Annotated in this window: 13 protein-coding genes; 10 read left to right on the top strand and 3 right to left on the bottom strand. The window is 72.1% G+C overall.

Annotated elements, in window-relative coordinates:
• Positions 1–2 precede the first annotated feature (2 nt).
• Positions 3–950, top strand: coding sequence for an aldo/keto reductase (locus BLV96_RS04570; RefSeq protein ID WP_086677368.1), 948 nt, complete (start codon positions 3–5; stop codon positions 948–950).
• A complete protein-coding gene (locus tag BLV96_RS04565) occupies positions 947–1786 on the top strand; it encodes an alpha/beta hydrolase (RefSeq protein WP_244180044.1) in 840 nt (279 codons plus the stop codon). Before BLV96_RS04570 ends, BLV96_RS04565 begins: the two co-directional genes overlap by 4 nt.
• Here BLV96_RS04565 and BLV96_RS04560 read toward each other — a convergent pair.
• Complete coding sequence (locus BLV96_RS04560) at positions 1773–3203, bottom strand: GMC family oxidoreductase (RefSeq protein WP_086677370.1); 1431 nt, start codon at positions 3201–3203, stop codon at positions 1773–1775. The two genes, BLV96_RS04565 and BLV96_RS04560, sit on opposite strands and share 14 nt — an antisense overlap.
• A 138-nt stretch (positions 3204–3341) precedes the next feature.
• On the opposite strand from BLV96_RS04560, the gene BLV96_RS04555 reads away from it, so the two are divergent.
• The 6 genes from BLV96_RS04555 (at position 3342) to hpaD (ending at position 10432) form a co-directional block, all read left to right on the top strand.
• Complete coding sequence (locus tag BLV96_RS04555; protein ID WP_086677372.1) at positions 3342–4778, top strand: aldehyde dehydrogenase family protein; 1437 nt, start codon at positions 3342–3344, stop codon at positions 4776–4778.
• A 73-nt stretch (positions 4779–4851) separates the two neighbouring features.
• Positions 4852–6273: a fumarylacetoacetate hydrolase family protein gene (locus BLV96_RS04550; RefSeq protein ID WP_091388760.1), complete on the top strand. Its 1422-nt coding sequence runs from the start codon at positions 4852–4854 to the stop codon at positions 6271–6273.
• On the top strand, positions 6255–6923 hold the full coding sequence (locus BLV96_RS04545; protein ID WP_086680092.1) for a GntR family transcriptional regulator: 669 nt from the start codon (positions 6255–6257) through the stop codon (positions 6921–6923). The genes BLV96_RS04550 and BLV96_RS04545 overlap by 19 nt, the downstream gene beginning before the upstream one ends.
• A 16-nt stretch (positions 6924–6939) precedes the next feature.
• Complete coding sequence (dapA, locus tag BLV96_RS04540; RefSeq protein WP_086680094.1) at positions 6940–7887, top strand: 4-hydroxy-tetrahydrodipicolinate synthase; 948 nt, start codon at positions 6940–6942, stop codon at positions 7885–7887.
• Complete coding sequence (gene hpaE, locus BLV96_RS04535) at positions 7884–9392, top strand: 5-carboxymethyl-2-hydroxymuconate semialdehyde dehydrogenase (protein WP_086680096.1); 1509 nt, start codon at positions 7884–7886, stop codon at positions 9390–9392. Before dapA ends, hpaE begins: the two co-directional genes overlap by 4 nt.
• Entirely contained in the window at positions 9389–10432 is a 1044-nt protein-coding gene (hpaD, locus tag BLV96_RS04530) for a 3,4-dihydroxyphenylacetate 2,3-dioxygenase (protein ID WP_086680098.1), read from the top strand. Before hpaE ends, hpaD begins: the two co-directional genes overlap by 4 nt.
• Here the strand turns inward: hpaD and BLV96_RS04525 are convergent.
• Together BLV96_RS04525 and BLV96_RS04520 are read right to left on the bottom strand one after the other, a co-directional pair.
• Positions 10415–12262 (bottom strand): S9 family peptidase, encoded by a 1848-nt coding sequence (locus BLV96_RS04525; protein WP_208608129.1) that lies wholly within the window; start codon positions 12260–12262, stop codon positions 10415–10417. The genes hpaD and BLV96_RS04525 overlap by 18 nt on opposite strands.
• Positions 12263–12285: 23 nt before the next feature.
• Positions 12286–12702 carry a DUF6292 family protein gene (locus BLV96_RS04520; protein ID WP_086680110.1) on the bottom strand — a complete coding sequence of 139 codons (417 nt, stop codon included), beginning with the start codon at positions 12700–12702 and terminating at the stop codon, positions 12286–12288.
• A 330-nt stretch (positions 12703–13032) separates the two neighbouring features.
• Here BLV96_RS04520 and BLV96_RS04515 point away from each other — a divergent pair, with 330 nt between their 5' ends.
• Positions 13033–14415: an FAD-binding oxidoreductase gene (locus BLV96_RS04515; protein WP_086680100.1), complete on the top strand. Its 1383-nt coding sequence runs from the start codon at positions 13033–13035 to the stop codon at positions 14413–14415.
• Complete coding sequence (locus tag BLV96_RS04510; protein ID WP_086680102.1) at positions 14397–15692, top strand: SAM-dependent methyltransferase; 1296 nt, start codon at positions 14397–14399, stop codon at positions 15690–15692. Before BLV96_RS04515 ends, BLV96_RS04510 begins: the two co-directional genes overlap by 19 nt.
• Positions 15693–15769: the final 77 nt, after the last annotated feature.

Below are 15769 nucleotides of genomic sequence, written 5' to 3'. Positions count from 1 at the left end.
CCGTGCGCATCCCCCAGCGCCGCATCGGCCGCGACGGCCCGCTCACCGGCGTCCTGTCCCTCGGCTCGTGGCACACCTACGACCGGATGGACTTCCGCGAGGCCGTTTCGCTGCTGCAGACGGCCGTCGACGCCGGGATCAGCCTCTTCGACGTCGGCGTGTACGGCCTGCCCGGCAGCCCGCCCGTGTTCACCGACGTGCTGTTCTCCGCCATGGTCCGGGCCGCCGGCCTGCGCCGGGAGGACTACCTCCTGTCGGCGAAGCTGTGGCTCGAGGGCTACCCCGAGCACAGCTTGCGCGCCCAGCTGGAGAACGCTTTCTTCCGCGCCGGTGTCTCGCACGCCGACCTCGTCATCCTCGGCGACCTGCGGCGCGACGACACCGACCTGCACGCTCTCGTCACCGACCTCGCCGAACTGCACTCGGCCGGCCTGATCGGACAGTGGGGCGTCAACAACTGGTCGGCGCCGGCGATCAAGGCGGTGCACGGCTTCGCCGTCGCGGACGGCGTCCCCGGGCCGGCGATCGCGCAGCTCAAGTACAGCGTCGCGCGCCGGTCCATTCCGGACGGTGACCCGTTCGCCTCGGTGTTCTCCCTCGGTGTTTCGCTGCAGGCGTCCGACGTCTTCGAGGGCGGGGTGCTGCTTGGGAAGGGCGGGCGCCAGGTCGGCCGGGACCCCGGCGACGTCCGGCAGCGGATCGCGGACTCGGCGGCCGGGCTCGCGAAGGCCGCCGCGAGCGTCGGGGCGACGCCGGCCCAGCTGTGCCTGGCCTTCACCCTCACGCACCCGGCGAACACGACGACGTTGTTCGGCGCCACCAGCGTCGAGCAGCTCACCGACAACCTGGCGGCGGTCGCGCTGGTGGACAAAGTGGGCGCGGCCGAACTGCGCGCCCTGGTGGAGCCGTTCTGGGCGGACCGCGACGCGGTCGATCCGGAGGGCCCGTGAACCTCTCCGCCGAGACTCTGGCCGAAGTCCGCGCCGCCGTCCGCGCGGAGAACCTCACCCCGGCGGAGGCGATCGGCGACCGCGACATCGTGTGGTCGGAGCACGTCCTCGACGGCGGGGTGGTCGTCACGGTCCTGCGGCCCCGGCTCGCGCGGCCGGACGCGCCCGGGCTCTACAGCATCCACGGCGGCGGGATGGTGCTGGATGACCGGTTCGCCGACCTGCCCCGGCTGGTGGCGCTGATCGAGGAGTTCGGGTTCGTCTGCGCGACGGTCGAGTACCGGCTCGCACCCGAACACCCGCACCCCACGCCACTCGAGGACTGCTACGCGGGTCTCGAGTGGTTCGCCTCGGAGTTCGCCTTCGCCCGGTTGATCGTCGGTGGCGGCAGCGCGGGCGGCGGGCTGAGCGCGGGCGTCGCGCTGCTCGCGCGGGACCGCGGCGGGCCGGCGTTGGCGGGTCAGCTCCTGCTGTGCCCGATGCTCGACGACCGGACGTCGGCGGACCTCCCGGATCTCGTGTGGACCCGGGAGGCCAACGACTTCGGCTGGCGCAGTCTCCTGAACGGGCGGACGTCCCCGTACGCGGCCCCGGCTCGGATGGCGGACCTGAGCGGGCTGCCGCCGGCGTTCGTGGAGGTCGGCGGGGCGGAGCTGTTCCGCGACGAGGACGTGACGTACGCCCAGCGGCTCGCCCAGGCGGGGGTACCGACCGAGCTGCACGTCTGGGCGGACGCCCACCACGGCTTCGACCGGTTCGCCCCGGACACGGAGGTGACGCGGGCAGCCTTGGCGGCCCGGTCTTCGTGGCTGCGCCGCCTGCTCACCCGAGGATGAAGCGCGCGGCCCGCTCCCCCACCAGGACCGCCGGCGCGTTGGTGTTGCCCGTCGTCACCCGGGGCAGCACCGACGCGTCCGCGACGACCAGTCCCTCGAGTCCGTGCACCGCCAGCCGCGGGTCCACGACCGCGTCGTCGCCGGTGCCCATCCGGCACGTCCCGACCTGGTGGTGGTACGTGATCGCCGTCCGCCGCACGTACTCGCGGACGTCGTCCGCCGGGCCCGGATACAGCGGCCGGGCACCCCAATCCGAAGCGAGCGCCGGTTCCCGGCCGACCGCGAGGCACTGCTCGACCGACGCCACCAGGCTCTCGAAGTCGGCCGGCGCGGACAGCGCCCCCAGGTCGATCAGCGGCGAGCCGTCCGGGGCCAGCCGCAGGCTGCCCCGGCTCGCCGGCGTCACCATGCCCGCCATCAGCGAGAACCCGGTCGGCGGCCCGGACATCCACGGTTCGTACATCGGCACGCTGAAGCAGATCGGCTGCGTGTCCGGCACCGCCAGGCCCGGGCGGCTGCGCCAGAACCAGTGCACCTGCGTCACCGACCGGCCGGACACCGGCGGTTCCACCTCCCGCGAAGTCGTGAAGACGACCGGCGAGAGCAGGTGATCGTGCAGGTTCCGGCCCACTCCCGGGAGATCCGCGACGACGTCGATGCCGAGCGCGCGCAGCTCGTCCGCCGGGCCGACGCCGCTGCGGAGCAGGATCGCGGGCGAGGCCAGGGCACCCGCGGCGAGCACCACCAGGTCGGCCGGCAACTCCCGCACCACGCCGTCGATCGTCGCCACCACCCCGGTCACCCGGGAGCCCGAGAAGACCAGCCGCTCCACCAAAGCTCCCGTGTGGACAGTCATCCGCGAAGCCACCGGAAGGCCGTAGGCGTGCCAAGTGGTGAAACGCTTTCCGTCGCGCACGGTGATCTGCTCGACGGAGACGCCGTCCGGGGATCCGCTGTTGTAGTCCGGGTTCAGCGGCAGCCCGGCCGAGACGCAGGCGTCCACTATGGACCGCTGGATCGGGTGCAGCGGCTCGTTCGGCACGACCTCCAGGAGGTCCTTCTCGATCCGCGCGAACACCGGCTCGACGTCGGCCCAGCTCCAGCCGGGCAGGCCCCAGCCGTCGTAGTCCGCGGGCGCGCCGCGGACCCAGATCATCGCGTTGAGCGCGTGCGACCCGCCGAGCACGCGACCCCGCGGCAGGTGCAGCCGCCGGCCGCCCGCGTGCGGCTGCGGGACCGTGTACAGGTCCCAGTCCTCGGGACCGTGCCACAGTTCCCCGGCCCGGGCCGGGTCGTGGATGGCGGGGTTCCCGTCGGGACCACCCGCTTCCAGCAACGTCACCGCCGCGCCCGCGTCGACCAGCCGCCGCGCCACCACCGAACCGGCCGAGCCGGCACCCACCACGATCACGTCCATGCGCCCCAGCCTGGCGCGCGCCCGGCCGTGCGGGACGCATCCCTTCGCGGTCGGTCAACGGGCATGCGTGAGCGGACAAGACCCGCGGCCACCCGGCGCCCGATACTCGGCTCACCGAAGGCCGAGGAGGAACCCGGGATGGCGACACGCCTGTGCATCGACGGACAGTGGACCGAAGCCGGCGGCGGTGTCATCCCGACGCGTGACCCGGCCACCGGCAAGGTGCTCGAAGAGGTCGGCACCGCGGCGAAGGCCGACGTCGACGCCGCTGTGGCCGCCGCTCGGCGCACACTCAGCGCGCCCGAATGGGCCGGGCTGCTCCCCGTGCGGCGGGCCGCGCTGCTGTTCCGGCTGGCCGACCTCGTCGAGCGGCACCACGAGGAGCTGGCGCGGCTGGAGACGCTCGACCAGGGGCAGCCGATCGGCGTGTCCCGGCAGGTGAGCGTGACCGGCGCGGCGGAGCACTTCCGCTACTTCGCGGGCTGGGTGACGAAGCTGCAGGGCACGACCAACCCCGTGTCCTTCCCCGACACCCTGCACTACACGCGCCGCGAGCCGGTCGGGGTGAACGCGCTGATCACGCCGTGGAACTTCCCGCTGATGATCCTCGCCTGGAAGCTCGCGCCGGCGCTGGCCACCGGCAACACGGTGGTGATCAAGCCCAGCGAGGTGACGCCGCTGACCAGCATCCGCCTGGTCGAGCTGGTCCACGAAGCCGGGATCCCGGCGGGCGTGGTCAACCTCGTCACCGGCGACGGCGCGGTCGGCGCCCTGCTGACCGAGCACGTGGACGTCGACCACGTCTCCTACACGGGCTCGACCGCGGTCGGGAAGCTGATCACCGCGGCGAGCGCGGCGTCCAACCTCAAGCGGCTCACGCTCGAACTCGGCGGCAAGGCCCCGAGCATCATCGCGGCCGACGCCGACATCGACGCCGCCGTCGCGGGCAACCTCGCCGGCGCGACGCTCAACACCGGCCAGGTCTGCGCCGCCTACACGCGCTTCTACGTCGACCGCAAGCGCGAACAGGAGTTCGTCGAGAAGATGGCGCGCGGCCTCGAAGGCCTGCGGCTCGGCCCGGGCACCGACGAGGCCACGCAGCTCGGCCCGCTGGTGTCCGAGAAGCACCGGGAGCACGTGGACTTCCTGGTCGGCACCGGCCGCGAGCAGGGTGCCGACCTGATCACCGGCGGCACCGCGGTCGAGCGCGACGGCTACTTCTACACCCCGACGCTGTTCGCCGGCGTCCGCGACGACATGGCCATCATGCGCGAGGAGATCTTCGGCCCGGTCCTCGCCGTGACACCGTACGACGACGGCGACGAGCTCCTCGGCCGCGCCAACGACACCGAGTACGGCCTCGCCGCGACGGTGTGGACGCGCGACCTCCGCACCGCCCAGCGGTACGCCGACGGCATCCGGGCCGGCGCGGTCTTCGTCAACATGCCGCCGATCCCGGACATGGCCGCGCCCTGGGGTGGTTACAAAGCGTCCGGGTGGGGTCGCGAAATGGGCCCCTGGGCGCTCGACGCGTACACCGAAGTCAAGTCGGTCTGGCTCCACTACGGCGGGTGAAAGGGGGTTTCCCCACGCCGCAGATCGTATATCATTTGAGATACCTTCTCCGAACCGGCAGGCAGGACCACGGATGACGACCCTTCCGCAGCGGCCCGGCAAGATCATCGCGCTGCACATCGGCTACCGCTCCCGCGCCGCCCAGCGCGGCCGGGTGCCCGAGCAGCCGTCGTACTTCCTCAAGCCCTCGACGTCCGTCGCGGCGAGCGGCGCCGCCCTCGAACGGCCGGCGGGCACCGAGCTGCTGGGCTTCGAAGGCGAGATCGCGCTGGTCATCGGCCGCACCGCCCGCCGGGTCTCCCCCGAGCACGGCTGGTCCTACGTCGGCGGGGTCACCGCCGCCAACGACTTCGGCGTCTACGACCTCCGTTACGCCGACAAGGGCAGCAACCTGCGCACGAAGGGCGGCGACGGCTTCACCCCGCTCGGCCCGGCGGTGCTGCCCGCCACCGACGTCGACCCGGCCGCGCTGCGGCTGCGGACGTGGCTCAACGGCGAGCTGGTCCAGGAGGACACCACCGGCGACCTGCTGTTCGGCTTCGGCCGGCTGGTCGCGGACCTCTCCCAGCTGATCACCCTCGACCCCGGCGACGTCGTCCTGACCGGCACGCCCGCGGGCGCGTCGGTCGCCATCCCCGGCGACGTCGTCGAAGTAGAGGTCGACACCGCCGGGCACAGCACCGGCCGGCTGGTCACGCCGATCACCGAAGGGACCGTCCCCTTCGGACCGTACGGCGCCCTCCCTCGCGTGGACGACCAGCAGCGCGCGGACGCCTACGGAACGTCCACACCGGACTTCGCGCTGACCGCGGACCTCAAGCGGCGCCTCGAATCCGTCGGCACCGCGACGCTGTCCGCCCAGCTGCGCAAGCGCGGGTACAACGCGGTATCGATCGACGGCTTGACGTCCACGCGGCCCGGGGCCCGGCTGACCGGCCGCGCGCGGACCCTGCGGTACCTGCCCTACCGCGAAGACCTGTTCAAGTCCCGCGGCGGCGGCTACAACGCGCAGAAGCGGGCGATCGACAGCCTCGGCCCCGGCGAGGTCCTGGTCATGGAAGCCCGCGGCGAACGCGGCACCGGCACGGTCGGCGACATCCTCGCGCTGCGGGCGCAGGTGCGCGGCGCCGCCGGGATCGTCACCGACGGCGGCGTCCGCGACCTCGCCGCGGTGTCCGCTCTGGACATCCCCACCTACCACGCCGGGCCGCACCCGGCGGTGCTCGGCCGGCGGCACGTGCCGTGGGACGTCGACGTCGCGATCGCCTGCGGCGGCGCGGCCGTCTGCCCGGGCGACGTGATCGTCGGCGACGGCGACGGCGTCCTGGTCATCCCGCCCGACCTCGTCGAAGAGGTCGTCGACGCGGCGATCGAGCAGGAGCTGCAGGAGACGTTCATCGCCGAGCAGGTCGCCGCGGGCGAGCGCGTCGAAGGCCTCTACCCGATGGACGAGCACTGGCGCGGGAGGTACGCCGCATGGCTCGCGAAACGGTGAACGGCACCGCGATGAGCAAGTCACGGATCGCCTACGAGTGGATCAAGGCCCGGATCGCCGACGGCACCTTCTCCCCCGGCTACCGGCTCGTCCTCGGCCAGCTCGCGCACGAGCTCGGCGTCAGCGTCGTGCCGATCCGCGAAGCCATCCGGCTGCTGGAGGCCGAAGGGCTCGTCACGTTCGAACGGCACGTCGGCGCGCAGGTCGCGATGGTCGACGAACGCGAGTACCAGCACACCATGCAGACCCTCGCGCTCGTCGAGGGCTACGCGGCCGCGCTGGCCGCGCCGGTGCTCCCGCCCGGCGCCCTGGCCGAGGCCCGGGCGCTGAACGCCGAGCTGACCGGCTGCCTCGGGCACTTCGAGCCGGCCCGGTTCACCGCGCTCAACCGCGACTTCCACGCCGTGCTGTTCGGTGCCTGCCCCAACCCGCAGGTCCTCGACCTGGTCCGGCGCGGCTGGGATCGGCTGAGCGGCCTGCGCACCTCGACGTTCAGCTTCGTCCCCGGCCGCGCCCGGCAGTCGGTGGCCGAACACGAGCACATCCTCGGCCTGCTCGGCGACGGCGCTCCGGCGGCCGACGTCGAACAGGCCGTCCGCGCCCACCGGCTGGCCACCCTGGACGCGTTCCTCGCCCACCGCCACCCCTGACCCAGGAAGGAACCCCATGCGCTTCCGCTCCGACCCCCAGGCCGTCCGCGGGTCGATCGCGCCGCTGATGACGCCGTTCACCGCCGACGGCGCCGTCGACCACGACGGCCTGAAGAACCTGGTGCGCTGGCAGCTCGCGGCCGGCTCGCACGGCATCTCCATCGGCGGCTCCACCGGTGAACCCGGTTCGCAGACGGTCGCCGAGCGCGCCGAGGCGATCCGGACTGTGGCCGCCGAAGTCGGCGACCGCGTCCCGATCGCCGCGGGCACCGGCTCGGCGAAGCTCGACGAGACCCTGGAGCTGACCGCGCTGGCGCGGGACGCCGGCATCGACGCGGCGCTGGTCATCACGCCGTACTACGCGCGGCCGACGCAGGACGCACTGTTCGTCTGGTACCGCACGGTCTGCCGCGAGTTCCCCGACCTGCCGATCGTCGCCTACAACGTGCCGAGCCGGACCGCGGTCGACCTCGCGCCCGAGACGGTCGCGCGCCTGTTCCGGTCGTGCGACAACTTCGTCGGGATCAAGGAGACGACGAAGGACTTCGAGCACTTCTCCCGCGTGCTGCACCTCTGCGGGCGCGAGCTGCTGGTGTGGTCCGGGATCGAGCTGCTCTGCCTGCCGCTGCTGGCCCTCGGCGGCGCCGGGTTCGTCAGCGCCACGGCCAACATCGCCCCGGCCGCGTGCGCGGAGATGTACACCGCGTGGCAGTCCGGCGACCACGAGCGGGCGCGGGAGATCCACTACGGCCTGCACCCGCTGGTCGACCTGCTGTTCGTCGAGACCAACCCGGCGCCGGGCAAGTGGGTCCTCGAACAGCGCGGGCTGATCGCGTCCGGGCACGTCCGGCCGCCGTTGATCACGCCGACCGAAAAGGGCGTCGCCCGCATCACCGAACTGATGGCCGAAGGCGAAAAGTACCTCTCGCCGGCCGACGGCTTTACCGTGGAAGGGAAGCGATGACCCACTACGTCCCGGAAGGACTGCCGGGCGAGCTCAAGCACTACATCGGCGGTGAGCTCGTCGACAGCGTCTCGGGCAAGACGTTCGACGTGCTCGACCCGGTGTCCAACACCCCGTACGTCACCGCGGCCGCGGGCCAGGCCGAGGACGTCGACCGGGCCGTTGCGGCGGCCCGGAAGGCGTTCACCGACGGGCCGTGGCCGCGGCTGCTGCCCCGGGCCCGCGCGCGGATCCTGAACAAGATCGCCGACGCCGTCGAAGCGCAGGACCGGCGGCTGGCCGAGCTGGAGACGTTCGACACCGGCCTGCCGATCACCCAGGCGCTCGGGCAGGCCCAGCGCGCGGCCGAGAACTTCCGGTTCTTCGCCGACCTCGTCGTGGCGCAGGCCGACGACACCTACCAGGTGCCGGGCCGGCAGGTGAACTACGTGCACCGCAAGCCGGTCGGGGTCGCCGGGCTGATCACGCCGTGGAACACGCCGTTCATGCTGGAGAGCTGGAAGCTCGCGCCCGCCCTGGCGTCGGGCTGCACGGTGGTGCTCAAGCCGGCCGAGTTCACCCCGCTTTCGGCGAGCCTGTGGGCGCGGATCTTCGCCGACGCGGGCCTGCCCGACGGCGTCTTCAACCTGGTCAACGGCTTCGGCGAGGAAGCGGGCGACGCGCTCGTCAAGCACCCTGACGTCCCGCTGATCTCCTTCACCGGAGAGACCACGACCGGGCAGACGATCTACCGCAACTGCGCGGCGCACCTCAAGGGCATGTCGATGGAACTGGGCGGCAAGTCCCCGGCCATCGTCTTCGCCGACGCGGACCTCGACGCCGCACTCGACTCGACGTTGTTCGGCGTCTTCTCGCTCAACGGCGAACGCTGCACCGCGGGCAGCCGGATCCTCGTCGAGCGCCCGATCTACGACGAGTTCTGCGCCCGGTACGCCGAGCGGGCGGCGAACATCGTCGTCGGGGATCCGCACGACCCGGCCACCGAGGTCGGCGCGCTCGTCCACCCCGAGCACTACGAAAAGGTGATGCGGTACGTCGAGCTGGGCAAGTCCGAGGGCCGGCTGCTCGCCGGCGGCGGCCGTCCGTCCGGTTTGGACAGTGGGAACTACGTCGCGCCGACGGTGTTCGCGGATGTTCCTTCGTCCGCACGGATCTTCCAGGAGGAGATCTTCGGACCGGTCGTCGCCTTGACGCCGTTCGACACCGAAGCCGAAGCCCTGGCGCTGGCCAACGACGTCAAGTACGGGCTGGCCGCCTACCTCTGGACGGCCGATCTGACGCGGGCGCACACCTTCGCGCAGGCGGTCGAAGCCGGGATGGTCTGGCTGAACTCGCACAACGTCCGCGACCTGCGGACGCCGTTCGGCGGGGTCAAGGCGTCCGGCCTCGGCCACGAAGGCGGCTACCGCTCGCTCGACTTCTACACCCACCAGCAGGCCATCCACGTCTCGCTCGGGCCGGTGCACACCGCCCGGTTCGGGAGCGTCCGAAAGGGACAGTCATGACCGCCACCCCGCCGGACGTCCTCCGCTGCGCGTACGCCGAGCTCGTCGTCACCGACCTCGCCGCGTCCCGGGCCTTCTACGTCGACGTGCTCGGGCTCGTCGTCACCCACGAAGACTCTTCCGCGTTGTACCTCCGGGCGTTCGAGGAGTACCTGCACCATTCGCTGATCCTGCGGAAGGGGCCGACGGCCGCTCTCGCGGTGCTCGCCTACCGCGTCCGGAGTGCGGCCGATCTCGATCTGGCCGACGCGTACTACCGCTCGCTCGGCTGCCGGGTCGAGCGGCGGGCGGCGGGGGCGACGCGCGGGATCGGCGAGGCGGTGCGCGTCATCGACCCGCTCGGGTTCCCGGTCGAGTTCTTCCACGAGGCCGAGCACGTCGAGCGGTTCACGCAGCGCTACGACGTCCACGGTGCCGGCGCACTGTCGCGTTTGGACCACTTCAACCTGGACACCCCCGACGTCCCGGCGGCCCGGAGGTACTACGAGGGCTTGGGTTTCCGCGTTTCGGAAGACATCCAGGACGACGAGGGCACGGTGTACGCGGCCTGGATGTTCCGCAAGCCGACGGTGCACGACGTCGCCCTGACCGGCGGCGACGGCCCGCGGCTGCACCACATCGCGTTCGCCTCGCACGAACGGCACCAGATCCTGCACATCTGCGACCACCTCGGCGCGCTGCGCAAGCCGGGCATGATCGAACGTGGCCCGGGCCGGCACGGCGTGTCGAACGCGTTCTACCTGTACGTCCGGGATCCGGACGGGCACCGCATCGAGATCTACACGCACGACTACTACACCGGCGACCCGGACAACCCGGTGATCACGTGGGACGTCCACGACAACCAGCGCCGCGACTGGTGGGGCAACCCGGTGGTGCCCAGCTGGTACACCGACGCGTCGGTGGTGCTGGACCTGGCCGGTGCGGTGGCCCCGGTCGTCGCCCGGGCCGAGCCGCGCGAGGCCGACGTCACCATCGGAGCGGACGGGTTCTCCTTCAGCGCCGGTTCGGCGGAGTTCAAGTTAGGCGAGCAGGTCTGAGAACCAGTCGCGCGTGCGGTTCAGGACGTCGATCTGGTGGCCGCGTTCGCGGATCGAGTGGCCCTCGCGCGGGTAGACGACGAACTCGTGCGGGCGGTCGCCGAGGGCGTGGTGCAGGAGTTCGGCCTGCGAGAGCGGGACGTTCGTGTCGTCCTCGCCGTGCAGGATGAGGACGGGTGTGCGGATGTTCGCCGCGTGCGTGATCGGGCTGTTCTCCCGGCCGCCCAGTGCGGCTTCGAACCGGGAGTGCTCGCCGGTCGCGGCCAGGAGCGGCCAGTCGATGACGCCGGCGCCGACGACGGCCGCTTTGAAGCGGTCGGTTCGCGTGACCGCCCAGGCGGCGAAGAACCCGCCGTGGCTCCAGCCGCCGATGCCGAGCCGGGCTTCGTCGGCGACGCCGTCTTCGACCAGGAGGTCGATGCCGGAGAGGACGTCGGCGAACTCGCCACCGCCGACGTCCCCGGCGACGGCGGACGCGAAAGCGTGGCCGTGGCCCAGTCCGCCGCGCGCGTTCGGGAGGAACGCCGCGAACCCGGCCGCGGCGAGCCACTGGCCGGAGGGGTACCAGCCGAGGTGGAAGCGGTCGGCGTAGCGGTCGTACGGACCGCCGTGGACGAGGGTGACGAGCGGGAACGGGCCATCGGCCTTCGTCGTGCCGGGCGGCAGGATCAGGAGGCCGTCGAGGTCCAGGCCGTCCGGGGCGCGGTAGGCGAGGCGGTGCTGGGTGCCCCAGGTGCCCGGCGGGGCGGGTGCGCTGACGCGGTTCAGGCGGTGCGGCGGGCCGGCGTGGATCTCCTCGGGTCCGGTTCCGGTGCTCGCGACGAGCGCGATCGTGGCGCCGTCCGGGCTCGCGGTGAGGGAGGTGCCGTGGACGCGGGCGATCTCGGTCGTCCCGCGGCGGACGGTCGTGTCCAGGCCTTCGGCGAAGAGGGCGAGGGGTGGGCCGGTGTCGACCTGGGTGAGTTCGATCGGGCAGGCGTCCAGGCCGGCGGTGAGGTTGTCGCCGTTGTCGAAGACCGCGGTGCCGCCGATGAGGCCGGGCGGGGTCAGGCCGAGGTGGGCGAGGTGCCAGGTGGTGCCGTCGTGCCACCAGGCCGGGTGGGACGCCTCGAGGGGCGGGGTGGGTTGGTCGTGGGTCTCGCCGGTGGCGAGGTCGACGAAGTGGAGGCCGGGGTCGAAGACGCCGGGTTCGCGATCGGCACAGGACCAGGTGAGGACGGCGAGGGTGGCGAAGTCGGGCCGGACGGCGACTTCCCGGACGTGCCGGCGGCCGAGGTCGCCGAGTGGCTTGATGCCGGCGGCGCGGAGGTCGAGCAGCCAGAGCCGATCGGGGCGGGCCGCGGAGTCCCAGCGATTCTCCAGATCGCCCGAACGAGCTTCAGGTCCACCACGCCCGCTCTCAGCTCGTCCGACAGTGCGCACCCGGGGATCACCCAGCGGCTCCTGAGGATCCGGTGCGATCAGCACCACCGCCGCCGGCAGCGGGATGTGGCCGCTGATCCCGGCCGGCCACTCGGTGAACCGCTCGGGCTCGCCGTCGCCGAGGCCGATGCGGTAGAGCTGCGCCGTCCCCCGGTTCGCGCGGTCCGAGAGGAAGAACACCGAGCCGGAATCGGGCGCCCACCGCGGCGCGTGATCCTCCGCGACCGCGCCGGCCGCAAGCCTCCGAGGCGTCGCGCTGCCATCGGAAGGGATGAGCCACAACTCACTCACGGGGAGCCGGCCGGCCCGGCCCACCGGGGCGGCGACGTACACCACCCACCGGCCGTCCGGGGAGATCCGCGGCTCGCGCGGCACTTTCCGGTCCACCGCGGTTTCCGCCGTCAGCACCCGCCCCAGTGTGCCGCAGATGATCAGCTCGGGGCCAGTGTCCCCAGGAGTTCCTCGTGCCGGCCCGGCTCGCGGAGCTCGGGTGCCTCCAGGGTTCCGGCGTCGGGATCGCCGGCGCGGACCGCCGCCAGGAAGCGGACCACCGCGCGGGGTTCGGGGAGCACTTCGCCGCCCAGGTAGGTCAGCACGGTCGCGCCGCCCGAGTCTTCGATCGCGGCCGCCCAGCCGTTCGCTTCGTCCCACACCAGGGCCAGGTCGTGTTCGGCGAACCGGCTGAGCCGCCAGTCGAGCGCGATGTACGCCGCCGCGGGGGTGCCCGCGTCCAGTGTGCAGGACTCCAGCCCGACCCCCACCGCGCGGGCCACCGCGGCGACGTACCCGCGCAACCCCCGCTCGAACGAGAACTCCGTATCGCGCCCGAAATCGATCAGAATGCTCAACGCCGCCTCGCTTTCCCCATCCGGCCGCGGGATCCCCGCGGTCCGAGCGCCGGATACCCGGTCACCACCGCGATCAACCCCGGCGATCGCCGTCATCGATCCGGCGACCTGTCGAATGTCATCCTTTCGATGACATTTTAGAGCGTGGCAGCCGGAACCGCTACCGGCTGCCGAAGATCGGGGCGTTCCGGGCCGCGGCGGCGGATCTCCTCGAAGCGGACACCCGCCGAGGGGCGTCGCCTGAACCGTTCCCACCACCCGGGACAGGCCGCGAAAGCCCGCCCGGACGGCACGGTGCGCCCGCCGTCGGCGTGAGGCAGGATCGACCACGTGACCATCGATCAGGCCGGGGTGCCGGAAGCCCCGCCGTTCCCCGAACACGAAGCCCGCGTCGACGCGGTGCGGCGGCAGCTCACCGCCATCGCCGGCCAAGCGACGATCCGGCTCGCCAAGCGGACCTCCAACCTCTTCCGCTCCCGCGCCGCCGCGAAGCACCCCGGGCTGGACGTCTCCGGCTTCACCCACGTGCTGCGCGTCGACCCCGAGAGCCGCACCGCCGATGTCGAAGGGATGGTCACCTACGAACAGCTCGTCGACGCCACCCTGCCGCACGGGCTGATGCCGCTGGTCGTCCCGCAGCTGAAGACCATCACCCTCGGCGGTGCCGTCACCGGCCTCGGCATCGAGTCCTCGTCGTTCCGCAACGGCATGCCGCACGAGTCGGTGCTCGAGCTCGAAGTGCTCACCGGGGACGGGCGGATCGTCGTCGCCACGCCGGACAACGAGCACCGGGACCTCTTCCGCGGCTTCCCCAACTCCTACGGCACCCTCGGCTACGCGCTGCGGCTGAAGATCCTGCTCGAGCCGGTCAAGCCGTTCGTCGAGCTCCGGCACGTCCGCCACCACGACCGGGACAGCTACTTCCGCGCGCTGGCCGAAGCCTGCGACAGCGGCGAGCACGACTTCGTCGACGGCACGATCTTCGGCCCCGACGAGCTGTACCTGACCCTGGCGAAGTTCACCGACACCGCGCCCGCGACGAGCGACTACACCTGGCTGGACATCTACTACCGCTCGATCCAGCGACGTCAAACGGACCACCTCACCGTCCGCGCCTACCTCTGGCGCTGGGACACCGACTGGTTCTGGTGCTCGCGTGCGTTCGGTGTCCAGCACCGGCTGCCGCGGCTGCTGCTCGGCCGCCGGTTCCTGCGGTCGTCGGTGTACTGGAAGGCCGTGGCGCTCGACCGCCGGTTCAAGATCGCCGAGCGGCTGCTCAAGCTGCGGCGCCTCCCGCCGGAGGAGACGATCGTGCAGGACATCGAGGTCCCGATCGGGCGCGCCGCGGAGTTCCTGGAGTTCTTCGAACGGGAGATCCCGATCAGCCCCGTGTGGATCTGCCCGCTGCGGCAGCGCCCCGGCGGCGTGCGCTGGCCGCTCTACGAGCTTGACCCCGAAGCGCTGTACGTCAACTTCGGGTTCTGGTCGGCCGTCCCGCTCGACCCCGGCGAGCGTGACGGCGTGCACAACCGGATGATCGAAGCCGAGGTCACCCGGCTGGGCGGGCACAAGTCGCTCTATTCGGACAGCTTCTACGCCGAAGACGAGTTCTGGCGGCTCTACAACGGCGACACCTACCGGGACCTCAAGCGGACCTACGACCCGGCCGAGCGGCTGCTCGGCCTCTACGAGAAATGCGTCCGCCGCCGGTGAAAGGAACGAACGTGAACCAGGCAACCATCCCGGTCGGCGAGGTCTTCGAACGCCTGCTCGGCCCCCGCGCGACCGTGTCGATCACCGCCTACGACGGCAGCAGCAGCGGCCCGGCCGACGCGCCGGTCGCGATCCAGGTGCGCTCGCCGCTGGCCCTGGACTACCTGATGTCTTCCCCCGGCGACCTCGGCCTCGCCCGCGCGTACGTCGCCGGCGCGCTCGACGTCACCGGTGACCTCTACACCGCCCTGCACGCGCTGGCGGCCCAGGTCGACCAGCTCAGCCCGGCCGACCGGCTGTGGCTGCTGCGCAAGCTCGGCCCGCGCCACCTGCGCGTGGTCAAGCCGCCCGCCGAGGAGCACCCGAGCCGGTTCCGGCGCGGGCTGACCGCGCTGCGGCACTCGAAGGGCCGCGACAGCGAGGCCATCGCCAGCCACTACGACGTGTCCAACCGGTTCTACGAGCTGGTCCTCGGCCCGTCGATGGCCTACACGTGCGCGGTGTTCCCGGAGGCGGGCTCCTCCCTGGAGGAGGCGCAGTACCACAAGTTCGACCTGGTCTGCCGCAAGCTCGGCCTGCAGCCGGGCATGAAACTGCTCGACGTGGGCTGCGGCTGGGGCGGCATGGTCGCGCACGCCGTCCGGCACTACGGCGTCGAGGCGCTCGGAGTCACCCTTTCGCGTGAACAGGCGCAGTGGGCGCAGAAGAACATCGTCGCCCTCGGGCTGGCCGACCGCGCCGAGATCCGCCACCTGGACTACCGGGACGTCACCGAGACCGGGTTCGACGCGATCTCCTCGATCGGGCTGACCGAGCACATCGGCGCCCGCAACGTGCCCGGCTACTTCCGGTTCCTCGCCGAGAAGCTCAAGCCGCACGGGCGGCTGCTCAACCACTGCATCACCAACCCGGACACCAGCGTCGCCCACCGCTCGCGCGGGTTCATCGACCGGTACGTCTTCCCGGACGGCGAGCTCGAGGCCCCCGGGGAGCTGATGACGGCCATGCACGACGCCGGGCTGGAGGTCCGGCACTCGGAGAACCTCCGCGAGCACTACGCGCTGACCCTGGCCGGGTGGTGCGCGAACCTCGACGAGCACTGGGACGAGGCCGTTTCCGAGGCCGGCGCCGGGCGCAGCCGGGTGTGGGCACTGTACCTCGCGGCCTGCCGGCTGGCCTTCGAACGACGCGAGATCGAACTGCACCAGATCCTGGGCGTGCGGACCGACCGCGAGGGCGGGATGGGCATGCCGCTGCGCCCCGATTGGGGAGTTTGACCACCGGGGCTGGCCGCGCGGGACCGGGAATGGAAGGATGGTCGCGAGACCGGGCGTCCGAACGGGGCGTCCAGGCT

The organism is Amycolatopsis pretoriensis, from assembly GCF_900107925.1.
In the GTDB taxonomy this organism is placed as follows: domain Bacteria; phylum Actinomycetota; class Actinomycetes; order Mycobacteriales; family Pseudonocardiaceae; genus Amycolatopsis; species Amycolatopsis pretoriensis.
The sequence above is the reverse complement of the archived record's forward strand: the minus strand, read 5'-3'. Positions and strand labels throughout refer to the sequence as shown.

What these genes read in the sequence shown, in the direction of transcription:
- dapA (WP_086680094.1), top strand. Translation starts at nt 6,940, where the DNA reads ATGCGCTTCCGCTCCGACCCCCAGGCCGTCCGCGGGTCGATCGCGCCG.
- BLV96_RS04545 (WP_086680092.1), top strand. Translation starts at nt 6,255, where the DNA reads ATGGCTCGCGAAACGGTGAACGGCACCGCGATGAGCAAGTCACGGATC.
- BLV96_RS04510 (WP_086680102.1), top strand. Translation starts at nt 14,397, where the DNA reads ATGCGTCCGCCGCCGGTGAAAGGAACGAACGTGAACCAGGCAACCATC.
- BLV96_RS04560 (WP_086677370.1), bottom strand. Translation starts at nt 3,203, where the DNA reads ATGGACGTGATCGTGGTGGGTGCCGGCTCGGCCGGTTCGGTGGTGGCG.
- hpaD (WP_086680098.1), top strand. Translation starts at nt 9,389, where the DNA reads ATGACCGCCACCCCGCCGGACGTCCTCCGCTGCGCGTACGCCGAGCTC.
- BLV96_RS04550 (WP_091388760.1), top strand. Translation starts at nt 4,852, where the DNA reads ATGACGACCCTTCCGCAGCGGCCCGGCAAGATCATCGCGCTGCACATC.
- hpaE (WP_086680096.1), top strand. Translation starts at nt 7,884, where the DNA reads ATGACCCACTACGTCCCGGAAGGACTGCCGGGCGAGCTCAAGCACTAC.
- BLV96_RS04555 (WP_086677372.1), top strand. Translation starts at nt 3,342, where the DNA reads ATGGCGACACGCCTGTGCATCGACGGACAGTGGACCGAAGCCGGCGGC.